Here is a 21,859-nt window from a genome sequence, read left to right as displayed (position 1 = left end):
TGGGTTATGGGTGAGATGCAGGAAATCAGAACTGGTCGCCACTGTACTTTCATGATGCATGTGCACTTGGTCTTCGTGACCAAGTTCCGGCATGGAGTGTTCACCGATGCCCACTTGAGGCGCATGGAGGAGATCATGCGGTCGGTGTGCACGGACTTCGAGTGCGAGCTGGTGGAGTTCAACGGCGAGGACAACCACGTCCACCTGCTCGTGAACTTCCCGCCCAAGGTCGCCGTGACCAAGCTGGTCAACTCCCTCAAGGGCGTCTCCTCGCGCCGCCTGCGCCAAGAATTTCCCGACCTGGTACGCCACTACTGGCGGGCCAACAAGCTGTGGTCCGGCTCCTACTTCGCCGGAACCGTCGGCGGCGCCCCACTCACCGTGGTCAGGCAGTACATCGAACAGCAGAACCGGCCGGCATGAGCGTTCCCCGGCTCCGCCCGGACGGGCCGTCATGACGGATGTGCCATCTCCGGCTCCGCCGGAGCAGATGCGGCGACGCTCCGCGTCGCCACCATCAGATTCGCTTCACCCCCGGCGTGAACGCCGGGGCACTGCGAATGAATCCCGGTAGCAGCCGTCGTCGGGGGCGATCCGGGGGCGGGGCGCCGGGGCCGCCGGTCCGAGGGGGCCGTCGAGAGAGTCGCCCGGGGGGGGGCCGTCGAGGGGGCCGTCGAGGGCGATCACCCGGGGGCCGGCGGGGACCCGGGCGAGGTGCTCGCGCTGGGTGAGGACGACGGCGGTGGCGGCGGTGCGCACCACATGGTCGAGCTGGGCCCTCGGCGCGAGGCCGATGTCCTGGGGGACGTAGGCCGCGCCCGCCTTCAGGATGCCGAGCAGGCCGACGAGCATCGGGATCGAGCGGCGGACGAAGAGCCCGACGTGATCGCCGGGGCGGACGCCCTCGCGGGCCAGCCGGGCGGCGACGGCGTCGGCGTAGCGGTCCAGTTCGCCGTAGGTGAGGGTCGCGCCCTGGTGTTCGCCGGCGACCGCGTGGGGTGTGGCGGCGGCCCGCCGTTCGACGGCGCGGTGGATCAGCGGATCCGGGACGGGGACGGCGGGGCCTCGGCCGTACTGACGGAAGAGGTGCCGGTCATGGGGGGTGAGATGGCGCAGAGGCATGTCGGGGGGACCTCCAGGCTGGTTCGAGTGTCGGTGACATGTCCGGGGCGGCGGCATGCCCGGGGATTCGAACGCCGTGCGGTCGTGCGATGCCGTGCGGGGTCGTGCGCGTTCTCGACTGTAATGGCGGCTCTTCAACTCTCAACCATGTGTGACCGGCCAACTACGGTACGAAATGAGTCACGTGAGGCGCCTTCTGTCACACCCGCTCCTCAGGCAACCCTCACGACGGCACCCCCGCGCAGGGGAGGGCACGACCACACCGCCGTAACAGGAGACCGCACGGGGCGTAACACGGCCGAAGCACGCTGAACCGCATGCGGACCACCTCGACGCCCACCCACTGCCCGTACTGCGCCCTGCAGTGCGGGATGGCCCTGTCGCCCCTGCCCACGGGGGGCGTCGAGGTGGTCGAGCGCCCGGACTTCCCGGTGAACCGGGGCGCCCTGTGCGGCAAGGGCCGCACCGCGCCGGCGGTGCTGGCCCCGGGCGTCCGGCTGACCTCGCCGTTGGTGCGCTCCGGGGACGCGCTCGTGCCGGCCTCCTGGGAGGAGGCGCTGGACCGGATCGCCGGGGAGCTGACCCGCGTACGGTCCTCGTACGGCGCCGACGCGCTCGGGGTGTTCGGCGGGGGCGGGCTGACGAACGAGAAGGCGTACGCGCTCGGCAAGTTCGCGCGGGTGGTGCTCGGCACCTCGCAGATCGACTACAACGGCCGCTTCTGCATGTCGTCGGCGGCGGCGGGCGGCATCAAGGCGTTCGGGCTGGACCGGGGGCTGCCGTTCCCGATGGAGGACATCCCGCGCACGGGGTGCGTGATCCTCGTCGGGTCGAACCCCGCCGAGACCATGCCGCCGTTCCTGCGCTTCCTCCACGAACTGCGGGAGAACGGCGGCACGCTGATCGTCGTCGACCCGCGCCGCACGAAGACGGCCGAGCAGGCCGATCTGCACCTCGCGCCCAGGCCGGGCACGGACCTCGCGCTCGCGCTCGGACTGCTGCACCTCGTCGTCGCCGAGGGGCGGGTCGACGAGGAGTACGTCGCCGAGCGGACCGTCGGCTGGGAGGACGCCCGCGCGGCGGCCATGGCCCACTGGCCGGAGTACGTGGAACGGATCACGGGGGTGTCCGTTCCTCAACTCCGGGAGGCCGTACGGCTGTTCTGCGCGCCCGAGGCCGCGATGGTGCTCACCGCGCGTGGACCCGAGCAGCAGTCCAAGGGGACCGACACCGTCGGCGCCTGGATCAACCTCTGCCTGGCCACCGGCCGCGCGGGCCGGCCGCTGTCCGGCTACGGCTGTCTCACCGGCCAGGGCAACGGACAGGGCGGGCGCGAGCACGGCCAGAAGGCCGACCAGCTGCCCGGCTACCGCAAGCTGGACGATCCGGCGGCGCGCCGGCACGTGGCCGAGGTGTGGGGCGTGGACCCCGACTCCCTGCCCGGACCGGGCCGCAGCGCGTACGAGCTGCTGGACGCGCTCGGCACGGACGTGAAGTCCCTGCTGCTGATGGGGTCGAACCCGGTCGTGTCGGCGCCGCGCGCCGCGCATGTGGAGGAACGCCTCAGGTCCCTCGAATTCCTCGCCGTCTGCGATGTGGTGCTGTCGGAGACGGCGGCCCTCGCGGACGTGGTCCTGCCGGTCACCCAGTGGGCGGAGGAGACGGGCACGACGACCAACCTCGAGGGCAGGGTGCTGCTGCGCCGGCAGGCGCTCACCCCGCCGGACGGCGTCCGCAGCGACCTGGAGGTCCTGCACGAGCTGGCGGACCGGCTGGGCGTGGAGAAGGGCTTCCCGACCGACCCCGAAGAGGTCTTCGAGGAGCTGCGCCGGGCCAGCGCGGGCGGGATCGCGGACTACTCCGGGATCACCTACCGGCGACTCGCGGAGGAGGAGGGCGTGTTCTGGCCCTGCCCGACACCGGCCCCCGTGTCCGCTGCTCCGGTGCACCCCGGCACGCCCCGCCTCTTCCTCGACCGTTTCGCGACCCCCGACGGCCGGGCGCGGTTCGTGCCCGTCTCGCACCGTCCGAGCGCCGAGGAACCGGACGACGACTACCCGGTGCTCCTCACCACCGGCCGGGTCGTCTCGCAGTACCAGTCCGGTGCGCAGACCCGCCGGGTGGACGAGCTGAACGCCGCCGCGCCCGGCCCGTTCGTGGAGCTGCACCCCCGGCTCGCGGCGCGCCTCGGGGCGGCCGAGGGCGATCCGGTGGCCGTGGTGTCCCGGCGCGGCCGGGCCGTCGCCCCCGCCCGCATCACCACCGGGATCCGCCCGGACACGGTCTTCATGCCGTTCCACTGGCCGGGCGAGGGCCGCGCCAACACCCTGACCAACCCGGCCCTGGACCCGACCTCGCGGATGCCGGAGTTCAAGGTGTGCGCGGTGCGGGTGGAGCGGGCGGAGAACGCCTCGGCGTAGGTCCCGGCGGGTCTCAGCGGGTCTCAGCGGGGCAGCCGCAGGGCGAGGCCGTCGAGGACGACCTCCAGGCCGTAGGCGAACTTGTCCTCGCGTACGGCGGCCGGGTCGGGCGTCCCGGTGGCGTACTCGCCGGAGAGGTGGCCGTAGTCGGCGGCGGCCTGCCGGGCGGCGGGCATCAGGCGGGCGACGAACTCCGCCTCGGTCTCGCCGGAGCGGGCGACCGTGGTGAGCCAGGCGGCCTCGGTGGTGCTAATTCCGATGACGTAGGACAGGACCGGCTCGACCGCGCGGCCCGGGTCGGGGAAGCCGACGGCTGTGAAGAGGGCCGCGAGCCGCTCGGAGTAGGCCATCAGGTTGGGGCCGAGATAGACGAGGCCGGCCTGGCCGAGGACCGAGGACAGCCACGGGTGCCGTAGCGCCGTCGCGCGGAAGGACACGGCGGCCTGCGTGACGGCGCCGCGCCAGTCCTGGCGGTCGGCGGGCGGCACGCGCAGTTCGCCGGCGACCTCGTCCAGGGCGAGTTCCATCAGCTCGTCCTTGGTGGCCACGTGCCGGTACAGGGAGGTCGCGCCCGCGCCCAGGCGGGCGCCCAGCTTGCGCATGCTCAGCGCCTCGACGCCCTCGGCGTCCAGCATCGCGACGGCCTCCCGGACGATCGCGTCCCGGCTCAGCGAGGGCTGGTCGGGTTCGCGCTTCTGCCGGGTCCAGACGGACGGGACGGGGTTCGGGTTCTTCGTCCTGGCGGCGGCCATGGCTCCACTCCCGGGTCGACAGGTTGGCGTACGACGTGCGCCTCCAGCGTACAGAGTTCAAGACTTGCGCACACTGTTCCATCGTGCGTACAGTGTGCGCATCGAACGGAACACTGTACGCATCCCCGAGGGGGACCCGATGCGAAGGGACCTGACGTCCATGGAAAGCCGCAATCCACGCCGCTGGTGGATCCTCGTCGTGCTGTGCCTGAGCACACTGGTCCTGACGATCGACAGCATGGCCCTGACCGTCGCGGTGCCCTCGATGACCGAGGACCTCGGGGCGAGCGCCCAGGACACGCAGTGGATCCTCGACTCCTACATCCTGGTCTTCGCTGGCCTGCTGCTCACCTCGGGCAGCCTCGGCGACCGGTTCGGCCGTCGGCGGGTGATGCTGATCGGCCTGGTGCTCTTCGGGGCGGCCTCCCTGGCGGCCACGGTCTGCACCAGCCCCGGCGAGGTCATCGCCGTCCGCACCGCGATGGGCGTGGGCGGCGCGCTGATCATGCCGTCCACGCTCTCGATCCTCATCACGGTCTTCGACGAGGAGGAGCGGGGCAGGGCCATGGCGGCCTGGGGTTCGGTGTCGATGCTCGGCCTGGTGGGCAGTCCGGTGCTGGGCGGCGTCCTGATCGACCACTTCTCCTGGCACTCGATCTTCTTCCTCAACGTCCCGGTCGTCGTCCTGGCCCTCGTCGCCGCTGTGGTCCTGATGCCGGAGTCCCGGGCGCCGTGGCAGAAGCCGGACCCGCTGGGCGCCGTGCTCTCCGCGGTCGGGATGACCGCGCTGGTCTGGTGGATCATCGAGATCCCGCAGCACGGGGCGTTCGGCGGCCGTTCCGCCCTCAGCCTCGCCGTGGCCGTCCTCGCCCTGGCCGGCTTCGTGATCTGGGAGAACGTCACGCGGACGCCGATGGTCCCGCTGGTCCTGTTCAAGCACCGCAACTTCAGCGGCGGTTCGCTGTCGCTGGCGCTCGTCCAGATCGGCAACGGCGGTCTGCTGCTGGTCCTGACCCAGTACCTGCAGTTCGTGCTCGGCTACTCCCCCGTCCGGGCGGGCCTCGCCTTCCTGCCGCTCGCCGTCGCCGCGCTGGTCGGCAACGGGCTGGGCGTGAAGCTGGCGGCGAAGATCGGCAACCGGTTCGTCGTCCTCGCCGGCATGCTGGTGATGGTCGTCTGCTTCGCCCTGCTGACCACGGTCGACGCCGGCTCCGGCTTCACGATCCCCGCCGTCGCCCTCGGCCTGCTCGGCTTCGGCGCGGGCATGGCGATGCCGGCCGCGGTGGGCGCGCTGATGGGCACCATCCCCGAGGACAGGGCGGGCGTCGGCTCGGCCCTGAACGACACCGTCCAGCAGGCCGGCACCGCCCTCGGCATCGCGATCCTCGGCTCGCTCCTGGCCGACGGCTACGCCGAGCGGATGCCGGCCGACGCCCCCGAGACCGCCCGCCAGTCGATCGCCGGCGCCCTGGCGACCGCGCACGGCGACCAGGAGCTGGTCCAGGCGGCCCGCGAGGCCTTCACCGCCTCGATGACCACGACCTTCACGGTCAGCGCGATCGGCGTCCTGGCGGCGGCGATCCTGGCGGCGCTGGTGATGCGGGACCCCGAGCGGAAGCAGCGGGAGACACCGGCCCCGCCGGAGTCGGCACAGCAGCCGGAACAGCAGCCGGAGCAGGCGCAGGAGTTGGCGGTCTGAGCCCCGGCACCGGGACGGCCGGCACCCGCACGGGGTGCCGGCCGTCCCGGCTCTGGTGCGTCAGGAACCGGAGCCGGCCCATCCGGGAAGGGTCGGCAGGATCCGCTCGGCGAGCCGGAGGAGCACCGCGTCGTTGGGCGTCTCGGAGTCCTGGCGCCAGAGGGCGATGTCGTAGGAACCGCCGCCGTCCTTGGGGTCCCGGGCGACGACGAGTCGGCGGGTGGGGTGGCTGGGCGCGCTGGATGCGCTGCCCTCGGCGGGACGGATGCCGAAGATGAAGGCGTAGGTCCGGTCCGAGTACAGCACCGCCGGGCGCCCGAGGAAGGTCCGCTCCCGGGCGTCGCCGCCCAGCAGGCGGGCCATGTCCTTGACCGCGAAGTGGTCGAAGGACGCCGACAGTTGGACGGAGTACGTCGGCAGCGTGACGTTCATCTCGGGGGCCGGGACGTCACTGCCGCCCAGCGTGACGGAGTCGTCGTCGCCGCCGTACGACTGCGCCCGTTCCCCCGGCGTGCCGAGCAGTGCGGCGAGGTCGGGGCGGTTCAGCGCCTGGCAGAGCTGGTTGGCGGAGACGTACTTCACGCCCGCCCGCACCATCGTCGGCACCCCCGTGGGCGTGGCCGACGAGCAGGAGATCGGCCCGACGGGCGCGGCGGCGCCGCTCTCCTGCGCGCGGTCGTCCTTCTGGACCTTCCACAGGCCCCCCGCCAGCGCCGCCACCACCACGAACGCCGCGATCACCTGCACCCATGCGTTCGGGCCCCGCTCGGCCGCCGTGACTCTCCCGGCTTCCTCGGTCATGTCCTTGTTACCCCCGGTTCCCCCTGGTCGCGCCGGTCGTGCGCGCAGGGAGCCTAACCGGGCGGGCGGTGTGCGGGAAAGCGAGTAGTCTTCACGCCCTCTTCACGTGCCTCTCGCGCCTCCCGCACACCGGACCGGGCCGAACGGCCGGTCCCCCGGGCTCAGTTCACGTTCACCGCGGTCCAGGCCGCGGCGACCGCGTTGTACTCCGTGCTGCCGGAGCCGTAGAGGTCGCGGGCGGCGTTGAGGGTCGCCGTCCGGGCGCCGGCGTAGTTCGTGGAGGACGTCATGTAGACCGTCAGCGCCCGGTACCAGATGGCGCCCAGCTTGTCCCGGCCGATCCCGGTGACCGTGGAGCCGTTGGACGTCGGGGAGTTGTAGGTGACGCCGTTGATGGTCTTGGAGCCGCTGCCCTCCGCGAGCAGATAGGCGAAGTGGTTGGCGACGCCGGAGGAGTAGTGAACGTCGAGGTTGCCGACCGAGCTGCTCCAGTAGTCGGCGGAGCTGCCGTCCTTGCTCGGCTTGTCCATGTAGCGCAGGGCGTCCCGGCCGAGTCCGGAGCGGACCACCTTCTCGCCGATCAGATAGTCACCGACGTCGGTGGAGTTGTTCGCGTAGAACTCCACCAGCGAGCCGAAGATGTCGGAGGTGGCCTCGTTGAGGCCGCCAGACTCGCCGGAGTAGGTGAGGTTGGCGGACTTCGACGTCACGCCGTGGGACATCTCGTGGCCGGCCACGTCCAGCGCCACCAGCGGGCCGAGCTGGGTGCCGTTGCCGTCGCCGTACGTCATGCAGAAGCAGCTGTCGTCCCAGAAGGCGTTGGCGTAGTTGTTGCCGTAGTGGACCCGGTTGTAGGAGCCCTTCCCGTCGTTGCCGATGCCGTTGCGGCCGTGCACGTTCTTGTAGTAGTCCCAGGTCACGTTGGTGCCGTACTGCGCGTCGACGGCCGCCGTGGAGCGGTCGGCCGCGGCGCCGGTGCCCCAGTGGTTGTCGGTGTCCGTGAACAGCGTCGCCGGGGCGCGGCTGATGCAGATGCCGAAGATGCACAGGTCGGTCTTGTTCTCGGCGTCACCGGTGTACGTGTTGCCGCGCGTCGAGTCCTTGAGCTGGTACGTCGTCCCCGAGAGCGTGGTCTCCAGCGGAACCGTGCCGCCGTACATCGACTGCCCGTCGCCGGTGGCCGTCTCGATGGTGTCCCAGGCGTCGAGCTGGGCGCCGGTGCGCGCGTCGGTCAGCACCGTGCGGGCGACCAGGTTGCCGAGGGAGTCCAGGCCGACCGCGTCGGTGCGCCAGGCCAGCTTCGGGGTGCCGTGCAGGGCGTCGACGACCAGCTGCGGCTTGGCCTTGACCTGCTTGAGGGTCTCGCCGAGGTGGGCCGCGCGCAGGGCGTTCACGGCGGCGTCGGCGGCCCTCGGCGCGGAGAGCTTCGGGGTGATGGTCGGCAGTGAGATCGCCGCCCGCGTCGCCCGGTTCGCGCTGCGGTAGGCGCCGTCGGGCGCCAGGTGGACCACGAAGTCGCCGCCCAGGACGGGGAGTTCGCGGTAGGTGCGGTCGTAGCGGACGTGCTGGGTGCCGTCCTTGTCGATGACGACGTCCCGGACCGCGGTGTCCTGGGGGGCGGTCAGACCCAGGCTCGCGGCGTGGTCGGCGAGGGCGGCCGCGGCGTGGTCGAGCGCGGTGGCGCGGGTGGGTCTGCCGGCCGCGTCGGCGGCCGGGGAGAGTACGGCGGCCAGCAGGGTCGCCGTGGTGACGGCGATGCCGGCGGTGGCGAGACGGGAACCTCGGACGTGCTGCCGTATCCGACTCATCAGTCTGCTCGGTCTCCTCGGAAGGGCGCCCCGGGGGCGCGTGTGGGGGCGGCTCATGAAGCCGTGGTGAGATTTAAGGGGGCATGACAACTCATGTCCAGAGCGCCCGCGTGCCGGTGTGGTGAGGGGAGAGAATCGTTTCCGTGAGCACACCGACCACCCCGCCCCGCCCCCACCTGCCGTTCTTCGTCTACGGCACGCTGCGCCCCGGCGAGGTCAACCACGACATCTTCCTGCGCGGCCGCACCCTGCGCGAGGAACCGGCCCGGCTGACCGGCGCGGTGCTCTACGACGGGCCCGGCTACCCCTACGCGGTCGAGGAGCCCGGCGGGACCGTCACCGGCGACCTGGTCACCGCCCGCCCCGAGGCCTACGAGCGGCTGCTCGCCGAACTGGACCGGCTGGAGGAGTACACGCCGGGCGATCCGCGCAGCCTGTACGAGCGGGTGATCCGCGAGGTGACCGTCGGCGACGGCTCGACGCGGGCCTGGGTCTACCTGGCGGCACCACGGATCGCCGCCCGGCTGCGCACCCGGGGCACGCTCATGAAGACCGGCGACTGGCTGTCCCGCCCCTGACCCGCCCACCGGCGACCGGCCGACCCGGCACCGACCCGCCCACCGACGACCGGCCCACCCGGCGCACGCACACCCGACCACCGACGACCGGCCCACCCGCCGCCCTGCCGAGCACCGGTGACCGGCCCACCCGCCACCCGCAACTCTCCACCCGCAGCCCACCCCCACCTACCGCTCACCCGTTCACACCCCCTCCGGGCGCCTTTTCCGTCGGTTTTGCCCGGCTCGTCGCAGCCACCCCGGTGACCTGGCGAAACGGCTGCCCGAAGGCCCCGGTCCGCGTGCCGCCCGACACCCGTTCACCCCATTCCTGACAGCCCTTCAGGAAGCGCGCTCGCCGTGCGGGGACTTACCTCGGAAAGGCAGGGACGCGATCCGAGGCGCTCGAGGGAGCACAGATGCGACGTACCACCCGTCTGCTGACCGGCACCGCGCTCGCCGTCGCCGTCGCGGGCGGGATCGCGGTCCCGGCGTACGGGGCGCGGGACGTGGCCGCGGACCTGAAGATCCACCCCGTCGGCGTCGTCCCCGGCGACCCGGTCACGGTGGACACCTCGGCGTGCGGCGCGGACGGCACGGCGGCGGGCGACGCGGGCGCGGTGGGCGCCGGGCGGTTCACGCTCGTACCGGGCGCGCGACCGGGCGAGGCGACCGGCGGGTTCCGGGTGCCGCCGAGCGCGCAGCCGGGGACGTACGAGATCGTCGCGCAGTGCGCGCGGGGCGGCCGGCGGCTCACCGGGGACCTGGTGGTGACGCTGGCCTCGGCGCGGCGGCCGGTGGCGCCGCGCGGAAGTGTGAAGACGGGGGTCGGCGGCGCACTCGGCCCCGACCCCGTGGAGACCGCGGCCGGTGTGGCGGCACTCGCCGTCGCCGCCGCGGGCGGTACCTGGCTCCTGCATCGCCGGGCGAGAGGCGACGGGATCTGACGGACACCCTCCGCTGTCCGTCCACCGGTACCGCATGTCCCCTCCCCCTCCGGGTCCGACGCCCCTCGCGGCCCGGAGGGGGGTACGGGGCGCCCCGTACGGCCCCGTGAGGCAGGAGGGTTGGGATGCGCAGGGTCGGCAACACCCTCATAGCGACGGTCACCGCGACCGCTCTGTGCGCGGGCGCGTGGCTGCTGCACAACGGCACCGAGACGCACGCCCCGCCCCAGCCGTCCGCCGCCCAGGCGCACTCGGGCGGCGACGGGGGCAGGGCGAGGAACGGTGACACGGCGATACCCTCCGCCCCGGCCCTGCCGCCCTCCCCGCCCACCCGGATCCGTATCCCCGCCCTCCGCGTCGACGCCCCGCTGACCGGTCTCCCCCTGACCCCGGCCGGGAGCCTGGCCGCCCCGCCCGCCGACCGGGAGAACCTGGCCGGCTGGTACGAGGCCGGGACCACCCCCGGCGAGCGGGGCACCGCGATCGTCGCGGGCCATGTCGACAACGCCGACGGCCCCGCCGTCTTCTACGACCTCGGCGCCCTGCGCAAGCGCGCCACAATCGAGGTGGACCGCCTCGACGGCACGGTCGCCGTCTTCACCGTGGACGCGGTGGAGGTCTACGACGCCCACCGCTTCCCCGACGCCAAGGTCTACGGCGCCGCCCCGCGCCCCGAGCTACGGGTGATCACCTGCGGCGGCGCCTACGCGAAGACCACCGGCTACCAGGGGAACGTGGTCGTGTTCGCCCGTCTCACCGGGAGCCGCGCCCCCGGCTAGGCGACCCACTGCTGCCACGCCAGATTCCCCACCAGCGCGAACACCACCGTCAGCAGCACCACCCGTACGAACCCGCTGCCCTTCTTCAGGGCCGTGCGGGCGCCGAGGGTGCCGCCCGCGAGGTTGAAGAGGGCCATCAGGGCGGCGAGCCGCCACAGCACACTGCCCTGCCAGGCGAAGGTGGCGAGGGCACCGGCGTTGGTGCAGCAGTTGACGATCTTCGCGGTGGCCGAGGCGGCGACCAGGTCGAGGTGGAGGGTCGCGGTGAGGGCGAGGACCAGGAACGTCCCGGTGCCGGGGCCGATCAGACCGTCGTAGAAGCCGATGCCGAGGCCCGCGAGGCCGATCGCGGTGAGGATCCGGCGGCGGGTGGCGGGCCCGGTCGCCGGGGCGGTGCCGAACGCGGGGCGCGCGATCACGAACGCGGCCACCAGCAACAGCACGACCATGATCAGCGGCTTCAGCACCTCCGTGCTCATCCCGGCCGCGAAGAACGCCCCCGCCGAGGACCCCGCGAGCGCCGCGAGGCCGATCCGTACGGCGGTGCGCACATCGACCGGCGCGTTGCGGGCGTAGGTCACCGCCGCGCCGGAGGTCCCCACGATCGCCACCGCCTTGTTGGTGCCGAGCGCGGACGCGGCCGGGGTCCCGGCGGGCAGCCCGAGCAGCAGCACCGGCAGAAGCAGCAGCCCTCCCCCGCCCACCACCGCGTCGATCCAGCCGGCCGCGAGCGCGGCGAGACAGAGGAGGGCGATCATGGCGAGGGGGATGTCGGGCATGGTCATGACCCTACGGCCCGGATGAATGCACAGGCCACGCACCCCTCGGAAACCCTCACACCCCCACCCGGCCCCCGCTGAGGGCAGCGTTCCTCGCGGGAAACAACCGTGATGCGACCGGGTAACCTCCGCACCGCACGCTCAAGGGCATGACCTCGAATTCGCGTGTGGTGGTGATCGGCGCCGGCCTCGCGGGCGTACGACTCGCCCGTCGGCTCGGTGAGCTGGGCGTGCCCGCGCTGCTCGTCGGCGACGAGGAGCACCGCCCGTACAACCGGGTCCTGCTCGCCGAGGTGCTGGCCGGCCGGTACGCCCCCGAGGTGATCGCCCTGCCCGCGCCCGCCGGACTGGTCCGCGCCCGCGTCACCGGCATCGACCGCGCCCGGCGCACCGTCGGCTGCGCGGACGGCTCGGAGATCGCATACGACACGCTGGTCCTCGCCACCGGCTCCAACCCCGTACTGCCGCCCCTGCGCGGGCTGTTCACCCCCGACCACGTGCTGCCCGAGGGCGTCCACGCGTTCCGCACCATGGACGACTGCCTGGGCCTGTCGAAGGCCGTACGGCCCGGGGTGCGGGCGGTCGTCATCGGCGGCGGGCTCCTCGGAGTCTCCGCGGCCCGCGCCCTCGCGATGCGCGGCGCGCAGGTCGTCCTCGCCCAGCAGTCCGAGCGGCTCATGGAGCGTCAGCTCGACCCCGCCGCCTCGAAGCTGGTGCGCCGGCACCTCGCCGACCTCGGCGTCGAGGTCCACACCGAGTGCCGGGTCCGCGACGTGCGCTGCGTCGGCGGCGCCGTCCGCTCCGTCGAGATGTCCGACGGCTACGCCCTCGACGCCGATCTGGTGGTGCTGGCCTGCGGGGTCTCCCCGCGCGCCGGTCTCGCCAAGGAGGCGGGGCTCGCCGTGCACAAGGGCGTCCTCGTCGACGACGAACTGCGCACCTCGGACCCGCACATCCGTGCGATCGGCGACTGCGCCCAGCACGACGGGACCGTGTACGGCCTCGCCGCCCCGGCGCTCGAACAGGCCGAGGCCCTCGCCGAGTCGCTCGCCGGCGACCCGGCCGCCCGCTACGGCGGCACCCGCGTCCTCACCCGGCTCACCCTCTCCGGGAACGGCGTCCTCGACCTCGCCGCGTTCGGCGAGACCGAGCCGCTCCCCGGCGACGACGTCGTCCAGCTCGCCGACGCCACCCGGGGGACCTACCGCAAGGTCGTCGTCCGCGACGACCGCCTGGTCGGCGGGGTCCTCGTCGGCGAACTCGGCACCGTCGGCGCGCTGGCGCGCGCCTGGGAGGGAGCAGAGCCGCTCCCCTCCGACGGCGGCCCCCTGCTCCACCTGCTCACCAACGACGGAGGCTCCTGATGACCGCCACCCCGGAGGCCACGGAGGCCACCCCCACGATCGTGCTCGTCGGCCACGGCATGGTCGGCCAGCGCTTCCTCGAAGCGCTGGCCGAGCGCGGCCTGACCGCCACGCACCGCGTGGTCGTGCTCTGCGAGGAGCCCCGCCCCGCGTACGACCGCGTGGCGCTCACCTCGTACTTCTCGGGCAAGACGCCCGAGGACCTCTCCATGACCGACATGGAGTTCATCGCGGCGCAGGGCATCGAGCTGTACGTCGGCGACCCGGCCGTCACGGTCGACCGCGAGGCCCGGACGGTGACCGCCAAGTCCGGTCAGGTCTTCGCCTACGACACCCTCGTCCTCGCCACCGGCTCCTACCCCTTCGTGCCGCCGGTCCCGAACAAGGACGCCCAGGGCTGTTTCGTCTACCGCACCATCGAGGACCTCCTCGCGATCGAGGAGTACGCGAAGACCGCGACGACGGGCGCCGTGGTCGGCGGCGGTCTGCTCGGTCTGGAGGCGGCCGGCGCGCTCAAGGGCCTCGGACTCACCTCGCACATCGTGGAGTTCGCCCCCCGGCTGATGCCGGTGCAGGTCGACGACGGCGGCGGCGCGGCCCTGCTGCGCACCATCGAGGAGATGGGCCTGAGCGTCCACACGGGCGTGGGCACCCAGGAGATCGTGGTCGACGAGGCCGGCGCCGTCACCGGGATGAAGCTGTCCGACGGCTCCGAACTCGCCACCGACCTGGTGGTGTTCAGCGCCGGTGTCCGGCCGCGGGACCAGCTCGCCCGGGACTGCGGCCTCACCGTCGGCGAGCGCGGCGGCATCGCCGTCGACGAGCAGTGCCGTACGGCGAACGACCCGCACGTGTTCGCGATCGGCGAGTGCGCGCTGGCCGCGGACGGCCGGGTGTACGGCCTGGTCGCGCCGGGCTACGAGCAGGCCGAGACGGCCGCGGCCACCATCGCCGCCGACGAGGCCGCCTTCACCGGCGCCGACCTGTCCACCAAGCTGAAGCTGCTCGGTGTGGACGTGGCGTCCTTCGGCGACGCGCACGGCACCACCGACGACTGCCTCGACGTCGTCTACTCCGACTCCCGCGCGGGCCTGTACAAGAAGCTGGTCATCGGCCGGGACGGCACCCTGCTCGGCGGCATCCTGGTCGGCGACGCGGAGGCGTACGGCACGCTGAAGGCCTTCACCGGGTCCGTCCCGCCGGTCTCGCCGGAGTCGCTGGTGCTGCCGGCCGGCGCGAGCGGGGGCGCCCAGCTCGGCCCGTCCGCCCTCCCCGACGACGCGATCATCTGCTCCTGCCACAACGTCAGCAAGGGCGCGATCCGCGGCGCGGTGACCGAGCACTCCTGCACCACCGTGCCCGAGGTCAAGAAGTGCACCAAGGCCGGTACGGGCTGCGGCAGTTGCGTCAAGGTCCTCGGCCAGCTGGTCACCGCCGAGCTGGAGGCGTCCGGCGTCGAGGTCGACAAGGGCCTGTGCGGCTGCTTCTCGCAGACCCGCGAGGAGCTCTACGAGATCGTCCTCGCCCTGCGCATCAACACCTACCAGGGTCTGCTGGACCGGTACGGCCGCGAGGAGGCCCGGGGCGGCGACGGCTGCGAGATCTGCAAGCCCGCGGTGGCTTCGATCATCGCCTCACTGGCCCCCACGATCGGCGCGAGCGGCTATGTCCTGGAGGGCGAGCAGGCGGCGCTCCAGGACAGCAACGACCACTTCCTCGCCAACCTGCAGAAGAACGGCTCGTACTCCGTCGTCCCGCGCATCCCCGGCGGTGAGATCACCCCCGAGGGCCTGATCGTGATCGGCGAGATCGCCCGCGACTTCGGCCTCTACACGAAGATCACCGGCGGTCAGCGGATCGACATGTTCGGCGCCCGCGTCGAGCAACTCCCGCTGATCTGGACCCGGTTGGTGGACGCCGGCTTCGAGTCCGGCCACGCCTACGGAAAGTCGCTGCGGACCGTCAAGTCCTGCGTGGGCCAGACCTGGTGCCGCTACGGCGTCCAGGACTCCGTCCGCATGGCGATCGACCTGGAGCTGCGCTACCGGGGGCTCAGGTCCCCCCACAAGCTCAAGTCCGCCGTTTCGGGCTGCGCCCGCGAGTGCGCCGAGGCCCAGTCGAAGGACTTCGGCGTCATCGCCACCTCCAACGGCTGGAACCTGTACGTCGGCGGCAACGGCGGCGCCACCCCGCGCCACGCGGACCTGCTCGCCCAGGACCTCTCCGACGCCGAACTGATCCGCCTGATCGACCGCTTCCTGATGTTCTACATCCGCACCGCCGACCGCCTGGAGCGCACCTCCACCTGGCTGGAGCGGATCCCCGGCGGCCTGGACCACGTCCGCGACGTGGTCGTGGAGGACTCCCTCGGCATCTGCGAGGAGCTGGAGTCCCTGATGACGGACCACGTGGCGCACTACGCCGACGAGTGGGCCACCACCATCAACGATCCCGAGAAGCTCGCCCGGTTCGTGTCCTTCGTCAACGCGCCGGACACCCCCGACCCGGTCGTCGGCTTCGTCCCCGAGCGCGACCAGATCAAGCCCGACCTGCCGCTGCTGACCATCGGCCACCGTCCCCTGGAAGGGAGTGCCCAGCGATGACCCTGGCACCCGAGACGACCGACCTGAAGATCCAGCTCCGGCTGGACGAGGACTGGTTCACCATCTGCGACCTGACCTCGCTGACCCCGGGCCGCGGCGTGGCCGCGCTGCTGCCCGACGGCCGCCAGGTCGCCCTCTTCCGCGACCGCGCGGGCGAGCTGTACGCCGTCGACAACCGTGACCCGTTCGGCGGGGCGGCAGTCCTCTCCCGCGGCCTGACCGGCACCCACCAGGGCCGCCCGTTCGTCGCCTCGCCGCTGCTCAAGCAGCGCTTCGACCTCGTGTCGGGGGAGTGCCTGGACGACGAGACGGTACGCATCGCGACGTACGAGGTGCGCGCGGCGGCCTGATCTCCACGCCGGTTCCACGCCGGTTCCACGCCGGTGGTGAAGCCCCACGGTGACCCGGGTCAGCGTCGACCCGGGTCACCGTCGGTTTTTCCGTCCGGCATCAGCGTCCGCCGGGCGCCGCCGTCTGGAGGGGTCTTCCCGGACGCTGCGACGGGACCCCCGTACCACCGGCCCGGCCCGGTGCCACCGGCAGCCGGACCACCGCGTCCAGGCCGCCGAGCGGCGCCCGCCGCAGGACCACCTCGCCCCCGCTCGCCTGCGCGAGGCGCTGCACCAGGGCCAGCCCCAGCCCCGTGCCGCCCTTCGGGGCGTCCGGGGCGCGCCAGAAGCGGTCGAAGGCGCGGCGGCGCTGCTCCTCGGTCATCCCGGGCCCCTCGTCCATGACGTGCAGCTCGACCGGGCCCGGGCCCGCCGCACGGTGCGGGAAGCGGCGTTCCTGGAGCGCGGGCCGGCGCGGGTCGATCGAGACGGTGGACCCCGGGGGCGACACCCGCAGGGCGTTGGAGAGCAGGTTGTCGAGGATCTGCTCCACCGCCCCCGGCAGGGCCAGCACCTCGCCGGTGTAGTCCCCGGCCAGCGCCAGCCACACGCCGTGCTGCTCGTACAGCGGGCTCCACGCGCGATGGCGTTCCGCGCACACCCGCCCGAGGTCCACCGGCTCCCGTTCGACCGCGCTCTCGTCGAGCCGGGCCATCGCCAGGAGCCCCTCGACCATCCGGGCCAGCCGGTCGGTCTCGGTGAGCGCCGCGGTGAGCGAGCCCCGGGCGTTCAGGGCGATGTCGTTCTCCAGGTTCTCCAGCCGCAGCCTGAGCGCCGCGAGCGGGGTCTTCAGCTGGTGCGAGGCCTCACCGGCGAAGGCCCGCTGGGAGGCCAGGAGGTGCTCCAGGCGGGCGGCGGTGCGGTTGAAGGTGGCGGCCAGACTGCGCACCTCCGGCGGCCCTTTGGTGATCGCCACCGGTACGGCGGTACCGTCGACGGCCAACTCGTGGGTGGCGTGCTCCAGTTCGCGGATGGGCCGGCCGGTCCAGCGAGCGATGCCGAAGCCGACCACGACGACCGCGGTGAGCGCGGCGAGCCCGCCGAGGACGAGCAGCAGCCAGACGTGGTGCACCCGGTCGGCCACCATCCTCGTCGGCACGGTGATCCGTACGGCCCCCTGTTCCTCGACGCCGTGCCGTACGGGCGTGGCCACCGCCAGATACTCCACCCCGCCGATCGTGGAGGTGCGCACATCCGCCGTCGCGGTGCCGCGCAGCGCCGCCGCGATCCCCGGCCAGGAGGCGAGACCGGCCTCCTCGGCCGCGCTCAGCGGATGCGAGCTGGCCAGCAGGGCGCCGCCCTGGTCGACGATCAGCACCTTGCCGCCGATGCGCTCGGCACAGTGGGCGGCCCGCTCGGGCAGATCCTGTGCGGCCCGGCCCGCCGAGACGGACAGCGAGGCGAACGCCGACACCGACTCCGCCTCGTCCTTCGCCGCGTTGATCACCCGCTCCCGCTCACCCCGCGAGTAGACGAAGCCGAGCGGGATCTCCAGCGCGAGCAGGAGCAGGGCGGCGAGCGTGAGGTAGCTGAGGAGCAGCCGACGGGTCATCAGAAGGCCGCCGAGGGATGGGGAGCCGGGGAGGGGCGGCGGGTGAACGGGGAGTCGTGGGCGGGCTGATCGTACGGGTCGGAGGCGTACCGGTCGGAGGCGTACGGGTCGGAGGTCTGGTACTGCTGTGATGCGTAAGTGGGCTGGTTGGCGGGCGTGGGCTGGTTGGCGGGCGGCCGGGTGTGGACCGCCAGCCGGAAGCCGACTCCGCGCAGGGTCTGGATCCAGGCGGGATTGCCCAACTTCCTTCTCAGGGTGGCGACATGGACGTCCAGCGTCTTGGTCGGTCCCTCGTAGTGCGGGTCCCAGACCCGGTCGAGGATCTGCTGCCGCGAGTACACCGCCCCCGGGTCCTCGGTGAGCAGGGCGAGCAGCTCGAACTCCTTCGGCGTCAGCGTCACCGCCCGCTCCCCCACCCACACCTGACGCGTCCGCCGGTCGACGACGAGCGGACCGACGGCACCGGCCACGGCTTCGAAGGGCCGGGAGGGGGGTGCGGAGTCGTGGGGCGGGGGCGGAGGGACGGCGCCCACGGGCGGGGGCGAGGGTACGGCGCCCAGGGGCGGGGGCGAGGGTACGGCGCCCAGGGGCGGGGGCGAGGGTACGGCGCCGAAGGCTTCCGCGCCGACCGGCTGCTCCCCACCCCCGCCTGCGTCTGCGCCTGCGAACTCCCTTTCCGCCAGGCCCCGGTGGGTCCGTCGGGTCACCGCCCGGACGCGGGCGACCAGCTCCCGCATGCTGAACGGCTTCGCGAGATAGTCGTCGGCGCCCAGTTCGAGGCCCAGCACCCGGTCGGCCTCCTCACCGCGTGCGCTGAGGATGATGATGGGCACGTCGGAGGTCTGCCGGATACCGCGGCAGACGTCGATGCCGTCCACGTCGGGCAACCCCAGGTCGAGCAGGACGACATCGCCGTACGGTCCTCTCAACCCCGCACTTCCGGTGCTGACGTGATGCACCGTCAACCCGAAGTGCCCGAGACCCTCGACGAGCGGCTCGGCGATCGTGTGGTCGTCCTCGATGAGCAGGACTCGTACGCCCATGCGTTCCGTCTCTCCCGTGAACCGAATTCGCGTGTTCCGTGGACGGGCCACGCTACAAGAGCGACCGATAAAACGCCGTATCCCTCCGAAGAATGTGAGCAGCGGCTCAGTCGGGAACTGTGCGGGACAAAAACTGTCCCATTCTTGTCGGCGGTTTAGTGTTCCTCTAACCTTCGCCTGGCACAGCCCCCTCTACGGTGGTGGAGACCTGGTCTTACCCCCATGACGACCAGCTCAGAACCGGGTCCCACCTGGGACGGAAGCACCGGGAGGAATCATGAAGGCACTGCTGGACCGCGCCCGCTCGTTCCAACGGCGGGTCGATTTCGACAGCGGCGAATACCGGCGGCTGGCCGAGGGGCAATACCCCGAGGCATTGTTCATCACCTGCTCCGACTCACGGGTTATTCCAGCCCTGATAACGGGCGCACGGCCCGGTGAGATATTCGAGCTGCGAAACGCGGGAAACATCGTTCCGCCGCACGGCAGGAAGGGCGCCTCGGGCGAGGCCGCCACCATCGAGTACGCGCTGGAGGTGCTCGGCGTTCAGGACATCGTGGTGTGTGGCCACTCCCACTGCGGTGCGATGGGCGCGATCAAGTCGGGCGACGACCTGTCCGCGCTGCCCGGAGTGGACGCGTGGCTGCAACTGGCCCGCCCCCGGCTGGCCCCCGTCCTGGACGGCGTGACGGAGGATCCCCGACTCCCGGACGTGGCCAAACTGAATGTCGTCAACCAGCTTGCCGTGTTGCGGAGTTACCCGACCGCGCGCCGACGGCTCGACAGCGGCCGGCTGCGGCTGCACGGCTGGTACTACGAGGTTGACACCGGCCGGGTGCACGAGCTGGACGAGGACGGTCTGTTCCGGGTGCACGCGGCATGAGCGGCGCACACGCGACGCGGACGCGGGGAGCGAGGGCCCGGGACACCCGGGCCTTCCCCTCGACGGACCGTACGGCGGACACCCCGCGGGCGCCGTCGACGGCGAAGGCCCCAAAGCCCGACCTGGCCACGGAGATCACCGCCTCCCTGGTCGTCTTCCTGGTCGCGCTCCCCCTCTGCATCGGCGTGGCCGTGGCCTCCGGCGTCCCCGCCGAGCTGGGCATCATCTCGGGTGTCATCGGCGGTCTGGTGGTGGGCGCGGCGCGCGGCAGCACGCTCCAGGTCAGCGGCCCGGCCGCCGGTCTCGCGGCGCTGGTCGCGGAGACGGTGCTGGAGCACGGCGTGGCGATGCTGGGCGTGATCGTCCTCTTCTCCGGCCTCCTCCAGATCGTCCTGGGCCTGGTGAAACTGGGCCGCTTCTTCCAGGCGATCTCCCTCGCCGTCGTCCAGGGCATGCTGGCCGGCATCGGTCTGCCGCTGATGTTCAGCCAGGCGTACCCGGCGATGGACGCGAAGGCGGCCGGCACGCCGATCGAGAACATGGCCGGCATCCCCGGTCTGGTGGCGGACACCTTCGCCGACCCGCAGGCGCTGATCGCGGCGGGCCTCGGCGCCGTCACCGTCGTCCTAACCTTCCTGTGGAAGAAGGCGCCGGGCCCGGTCAAGAAGGTCCCCGCGGCCCTGGTCGCGGTCGGCATCGGCATCGGGGTCGCCGCGATCCCGGGCGTGGAGATCAAGACCCTCCAGGTCGGCAACCTGCTGGCCTCGGTGGACGTACCGGGCCCGGAGCAGTTCGCGGGGCTCGCGGACGCCGGGATCATCACGGCGATCCTCACCTTCACGGTGATCGCCTCCGCCGAGTCCCTGTTCACGGCGGCCGCGGTGGACCGTATGCACGACGGCCCGCGCACCCGCTACAACCCCGAGCTGATCGCGCAGGGCGCCGGCAACACGGTCGCGGGTCTGCTCGGCGCCCTCCCCATCACGGCGGTGGTGGCCCGCAGCTCGGCGAACGTCCAGGCAGGCGCCAAGACCCGCCTCTCCCGCACCCTCCACGGCCTGTGGCTCCTGGCCTTCGCCTTCCTCCTCCCCCAGGTCCTGGCCCTGATCCCGATCTCGGTCCTCGCCGGCGTACTCATCCACAGCGGCTGGAAGCTCTTCGCGCCCGAGGAGTTCCCGAAGATGTGGCGGCAGGACCGGGGCGAGTTCGCGGTCATGACGGTCACAACCCTGGTCATCGTGGCGACAGCACTTCTCGAAGGCGTCCTGATCGGCCTGGCGGCGGGCATAGTCCTGGCCGCGATCCGCATGTCCCAAACAGTCATCCGCCAACACCTCGAGGAAGACACCGCAAAGGTGGTGATGGCGGGCAACGCGACCTTCCTACGCCTCCCCCAGGTCATCGAGGCCCTGGAGTCCGCCGCCGCAGCCGGCAAAGCCCGCATCCGCCTCGACCTCACCGGCGTCACCCACCTCGACCACGCCTGCCGCAGCCAGGTGGAACAGTTCACCGCCCAGCAACGAGGCAAGGGCCTCCGCGTGGAACTCCTGATGCCGGGCACCTCCACATCACCCCCGACACCCGCCCCCGACCGAACGACCCACCACCCACACCCGCAAACCAACAGGCCCACACCCCCCGAAACCCCCCACCCGACCCCCCTCCCCCGCCGCACACCCCCCACCCCCGGCCCCACCGCCGAGTGGTTCTACCTGGACACCACCCCCATGCCGGACGACTTCGCCCAGCGTTACGCCGAGGAGTACGCGCCGGGGTACGCGGGAAGGTGAGACGCCCCCTGGTCCGGCACCCCAACGGCGCCGGACCCCACCGCAGAGGCCGCCCTCAGCCGACCCGCCTCACCAGGGTGAACCCGTCCCACCCCTTCACCCCCACGGTCCGCAACGCGGTCGCCTCCAGCGTCTCGTCCGGGGCGATGTCGTCGAGCACCGTCCGCACCCCCTGCACACGCTCATCGGCACTGCCGGCATCGACGACGGCACCATTGCGCACGTCGTTGTCGATGACGATCACACTCCCGACCCGGGTGAGCGCGAGGGAATCCTTCAGATGCTCGGGTTGCTGGGCTTGTCGGCATCGATGAACACGAAGTCGTACGGCTCCACCCCCTCCTCGACAAGCCGCCCTCCACGAAGTACGCATCGACATCCCGCCAGGCCTGCTCGGACTCGTACACGGCGCTCTCCCCTGCTTCCCGCTTGGTCGACTCCGCCCGCAAGGTAACCAGCACCCGGCACGCCCCCTTGCCCATTACCTTCCTCGTAGAGCCCGGTTCGGGCTCGTGGCCTTCAGGGCCGGTATGACTCGTTGCCCCTGTCCTTGATGATCCGGGGGGTGCTG

Annotated in this window: 18 protein-coding genes and 1 pseudogene; 11 read left to right on the top strand and 8 right to left on the bottom strand. The window is 72.3% G+C overall.

Annotated elements, in window-relative coordinates; translation table 11 throughout:
- Window positions 1-6 precede the first annotated feature (6 nt).
- Window positions 7-423 (top strand): IS200/IS605 family transposase, encoded by a 417-nt coding sequence (gene tnpA / locus ABZ464_RS23370; protein WP_359279569.1) that lies wholly within the window; start codon window positions 7-9, stop codon window positions 421-423.
- 249 nt (window positions 424-672) lie between these two features.
- Here the strand turns inward: tnpA and ABZ464_RS23365 are convergent.
- Window positions 673-1,122: pseudogene (locus tag ABZ464_RS23365) on the bottom strand (AMP-binding protein); the annotation flags it as partial.
- Between the two features lie 317 nt (window positions 1,123-1,439).
- Here ABZ464_RS23365 and ABZ464_RS23360 point away from each other — a divergent pair.
- Window positions 1,440-3,542 (top strand): molybdopterin oxidoreductase family protein, encoded by a 2,103-nt coding sequence (locus ABZ464_RS23360; protein ID WP_359279568.1) that lies wholly within the window; start codon window positions 1,440-1,442, stop codon window positions 3,540-3,542.
- 23 nt (window positions 3,543-3,565) lie between these two features.
- On the opposite strand, the gene ABZ464_RS23355 is transcribed toward ABZ464_RS23360, so the two are convergent.
- Window positions 3,566-4,294, bottom strand: a complete 729-nt coding sequence (locus tag ABZ464_RS23355) for a TetR/AcrR family transcriptional regulator (protein WP_359279567.1) — start codon at window positions 4,292-4,294, stop codon at window positions 3,566-3,568.
- A gap of 160 nt (window positions 4,295-4,454) precedes the next feature.
- Here ABZ464_RS23355 and ABZ464_RS23350 point away from each other — a divergent pair, with 160 nt between their 5' ends.
- Window positions 4,455-5,993 carry an MFS transporter gene (locus ABZ464_RS23350; protein ID WP_359279746.1) on the top strand — a complete coding sequence of 513 codons (1,539 nt, stop codon included), beginning with the start codon at window positions 4,455-4,457 and terminating at the stop codon, window positions 5,991-5,993.
- 60 nt (window positions 5,994-6,053) lie between these two features.
- Here the strand turns inward: ABZ464_RS23350 and ABZ464_RS23345 are convergent, their stop codons facing one another.
- Complete coding sequence (locus ABZ464_RS23345; RefSeq protein WP_359279566.1) at window positions 6,054-6,794, bottom strand: DUF6215 domain-containing protein; 741 nt, start codon at window positions 6,792-6,794, stop codon at window positions 6,054-6,056.
- 161 nt (window positions 6,795-6,955) lie between these two features.
- The gene (locus ABZ464_RS23340; protein ID WP_359279565.1) at window positions 6,956-8,602 is read right to left on the bottom strand and encodes a M4 family metallopeptidase; all 1,647 of its coding nucleotides are present in this window, start codon (window positions 8,600-8,602) and stop codon (window positions 6,956-6,958) included.
- A gap of 143 nt (window positions 8,603-8,745) precedes the next feature.
- Between ABZ464_RS23340 and ABZ464_RS23335 the strand changes: the two genes are divergently transcribed.
- From ABZ464_RS23335 to ABZ464_RS23325, 3 genes are all read left to right on the top strand, one after another.
- Window positions 8,746-9,180, top strand: a complete 435-nt coding sequence (locus tag ABZ464_RS23335; protein WP_359279564.1) for a gamma-glutamylcyclotransferase family protein — start codon at window positions 8,746-8,748, stop codon at window positions 9,178-9,180.
- A gap of 398 nt (window positions 9,181-9,578) precedes the next feature.
- Window positions 9,579-10,106 (top strand): hypothetical protein, encoded by a 528-nt coding sequence (locus tag ABZ464_RS23330; RefSeq protein ID WP_359279563.1) that lies wholly within the window; start codon window positions 9,579-9,581, stop codon window positions 10,104-10,106.
- Window positions 10,107-10,231: 125 nt separating this feature from the next.
- Window positions 10,232-10,885, top strand: a complete 654-nt coding sequence (locus ABZ464_RS23325; protein ID WP_359279562.1) for a class F sortase — start codon at window positions 10,232-10,234, stop codon at window positions 10,883-10,885.
- Here ABZ464_RS23325 and ABZ464_RS23320 read toward each other — a convergent pair.
- Window positions 10,882-11,664, bottom strand: coding sequence for a sulfite exporter TauE/SafE family protein (locus tag ABZ464_RS23320; RefSeq protein WP_359279561.1), 783 nt, complete (start codon window positions 11,662-11,664; stop codon window positions 10,882-10,884). The genes ABZ464_RS23325 and ABZ464_RS23320 overlap by 4 nt on opposite strands.
- Window positions 11,665-11,813: 149 nt before the next feature.
- Between ABZ464_RS23320 and ABZ464_RS23315 the strand changes: the two genes are divergently transcribed.
- The 3 genes from ABZ464_RS23315 to nirD are packed head-to-tail and all read left to right on the top strand — an operon-like array spanning window position 11,814 to window position 15,981.
- Complete coding sequence (locus ABZ464_RS23315; RefSeq protein WP_359279560.1) at window positions 11,814-13,028, top strand: FAD-dependent oxidoreductase; 1,215 nt, start codon at window positions 11,814-11,816, stop codon at window positions 13,026-13,028.
- On the top strand, window positions 13,028-15,631 hold the full coding sequence (gene nirB, locus ABZ464_RS23310; protein WP_359279559.1) for a nitrite reductase large subunit NirB: 2,604 nt from the start codon (window positions 13,028-13,030) through the stop codon (window positions 15,629-15,631). The genes ABZ464_RS23315 and nirB overlap by 1 nt, the downstream gene beginning before the upstream one ends.
- Window positions 15,628-15,981 (top strand): nitrite reductase small subunit NirD, encoded by a 354-nt coding sequence (nirD, locus tag ABZ464_RS23305; protein ID WP_359279558.1) that lies wholly within the window; start codon window positions 15,628-15,630, stop codon window positions 15,979-15,981. The genes nirB and nirD overlap by 4 nt, the downstream gene beginning before the upstream one ends.
- Window positions 15,982-16,081: 100 nt before the next feature.
- Here nirD and ABZ464_RS23300 read toward each other — a convergent pair whose 3' ends face one another.
- The gene (locus ABZ464_RS23300) at window positions 16,082-17,572 is read right to left on the bottom strand and encodes a HAMP domain-containing sensor histidine kinase (RefSeq protein WP_359279557.1); all 1,491 of its coding nucleotides are present in this window, start codon (window positions 17,570-17,572) and stop codon (window positions 16,082-16,084) included.
- Window positions 17,572-18,615 carry a response regulator transcription factor gene (locus ABZ464_RS23295; RefSeq protein WP_359279556.1) on the bottom strand — a complete coding sequence of 348 codons (1,044 nt, stop codon included), beginning with the start codon at window positions 18,613-18,615 and terminating at the stop codon, window positions 17,572-17,574. Before ABZ464_RS23295 ends, ABZ464_RS23300 begins: the two co-directional genes overlap by 1 nt.
- Window positions 18,616-18,892: 277 nt before the next feature.
- On the opposite strand from ABZ464_RS23295, the gene ABZ464_RS23290 reads away from it, so the two are divergent.
- Window positions 18,893-19,498 (top strand): carbonic anhydrase, encoded by a 606-nt coding sequence (locus ABZ464_RS23290; protein WP_359279555.1) that lies wholly within the window; start codon window positions 18,893-18,895, stop codon window positions 19,496-19,498.
- Window positions 19,495-21,288: a SulP family inorganic anion transporter gene (locus ABZ464_RS23285; protein ID WP_359279554.1), complete on the top strand. Its 1,794-nt coding sequence runs from the start codon at window positions 19,495-19,497 to the stop codon at window positions 21,286-21,288. The genes ABZ464_RS23290 and ABZ464_RS23285 overlap by 4 nt, the downstream gene beginning before the upstream one ends.
- Before the next feature lie 55 nt (window positions 21,289-21,343).
- Here the strand turns inward: ABZ464_RS23285 and ABZ464_RS23280 are convergent, their stop codons facing one another.
- Window positions 21,344-21,532: a hypothetical protein gene (locus tag ABZ464_RS23280; protein WP_359279553.1), complete on the bottom strand. Its 189-nt coding sequence runs from the start codon at window positions 21,530-21,532 to the stop codon at window positions 21,344-21,346.
- Window positions 21,533-21,859 lie beyond the last annotated feature (327 nt).

This window comes from Streptomyces sp. NPDC005820, assembly GCF_040630255.1.
Taxonomy (GTDB): Bacteria; Actinomycetota; Actinomycetes; order Streptomycetales; family Streptomycetaceae; genus Streptomyces.
The sequence above is the reverse complement of the archived record's forward strand: the minus strand, read 5'-3'. Positions and strand labels throughout refer to the sequence as shown.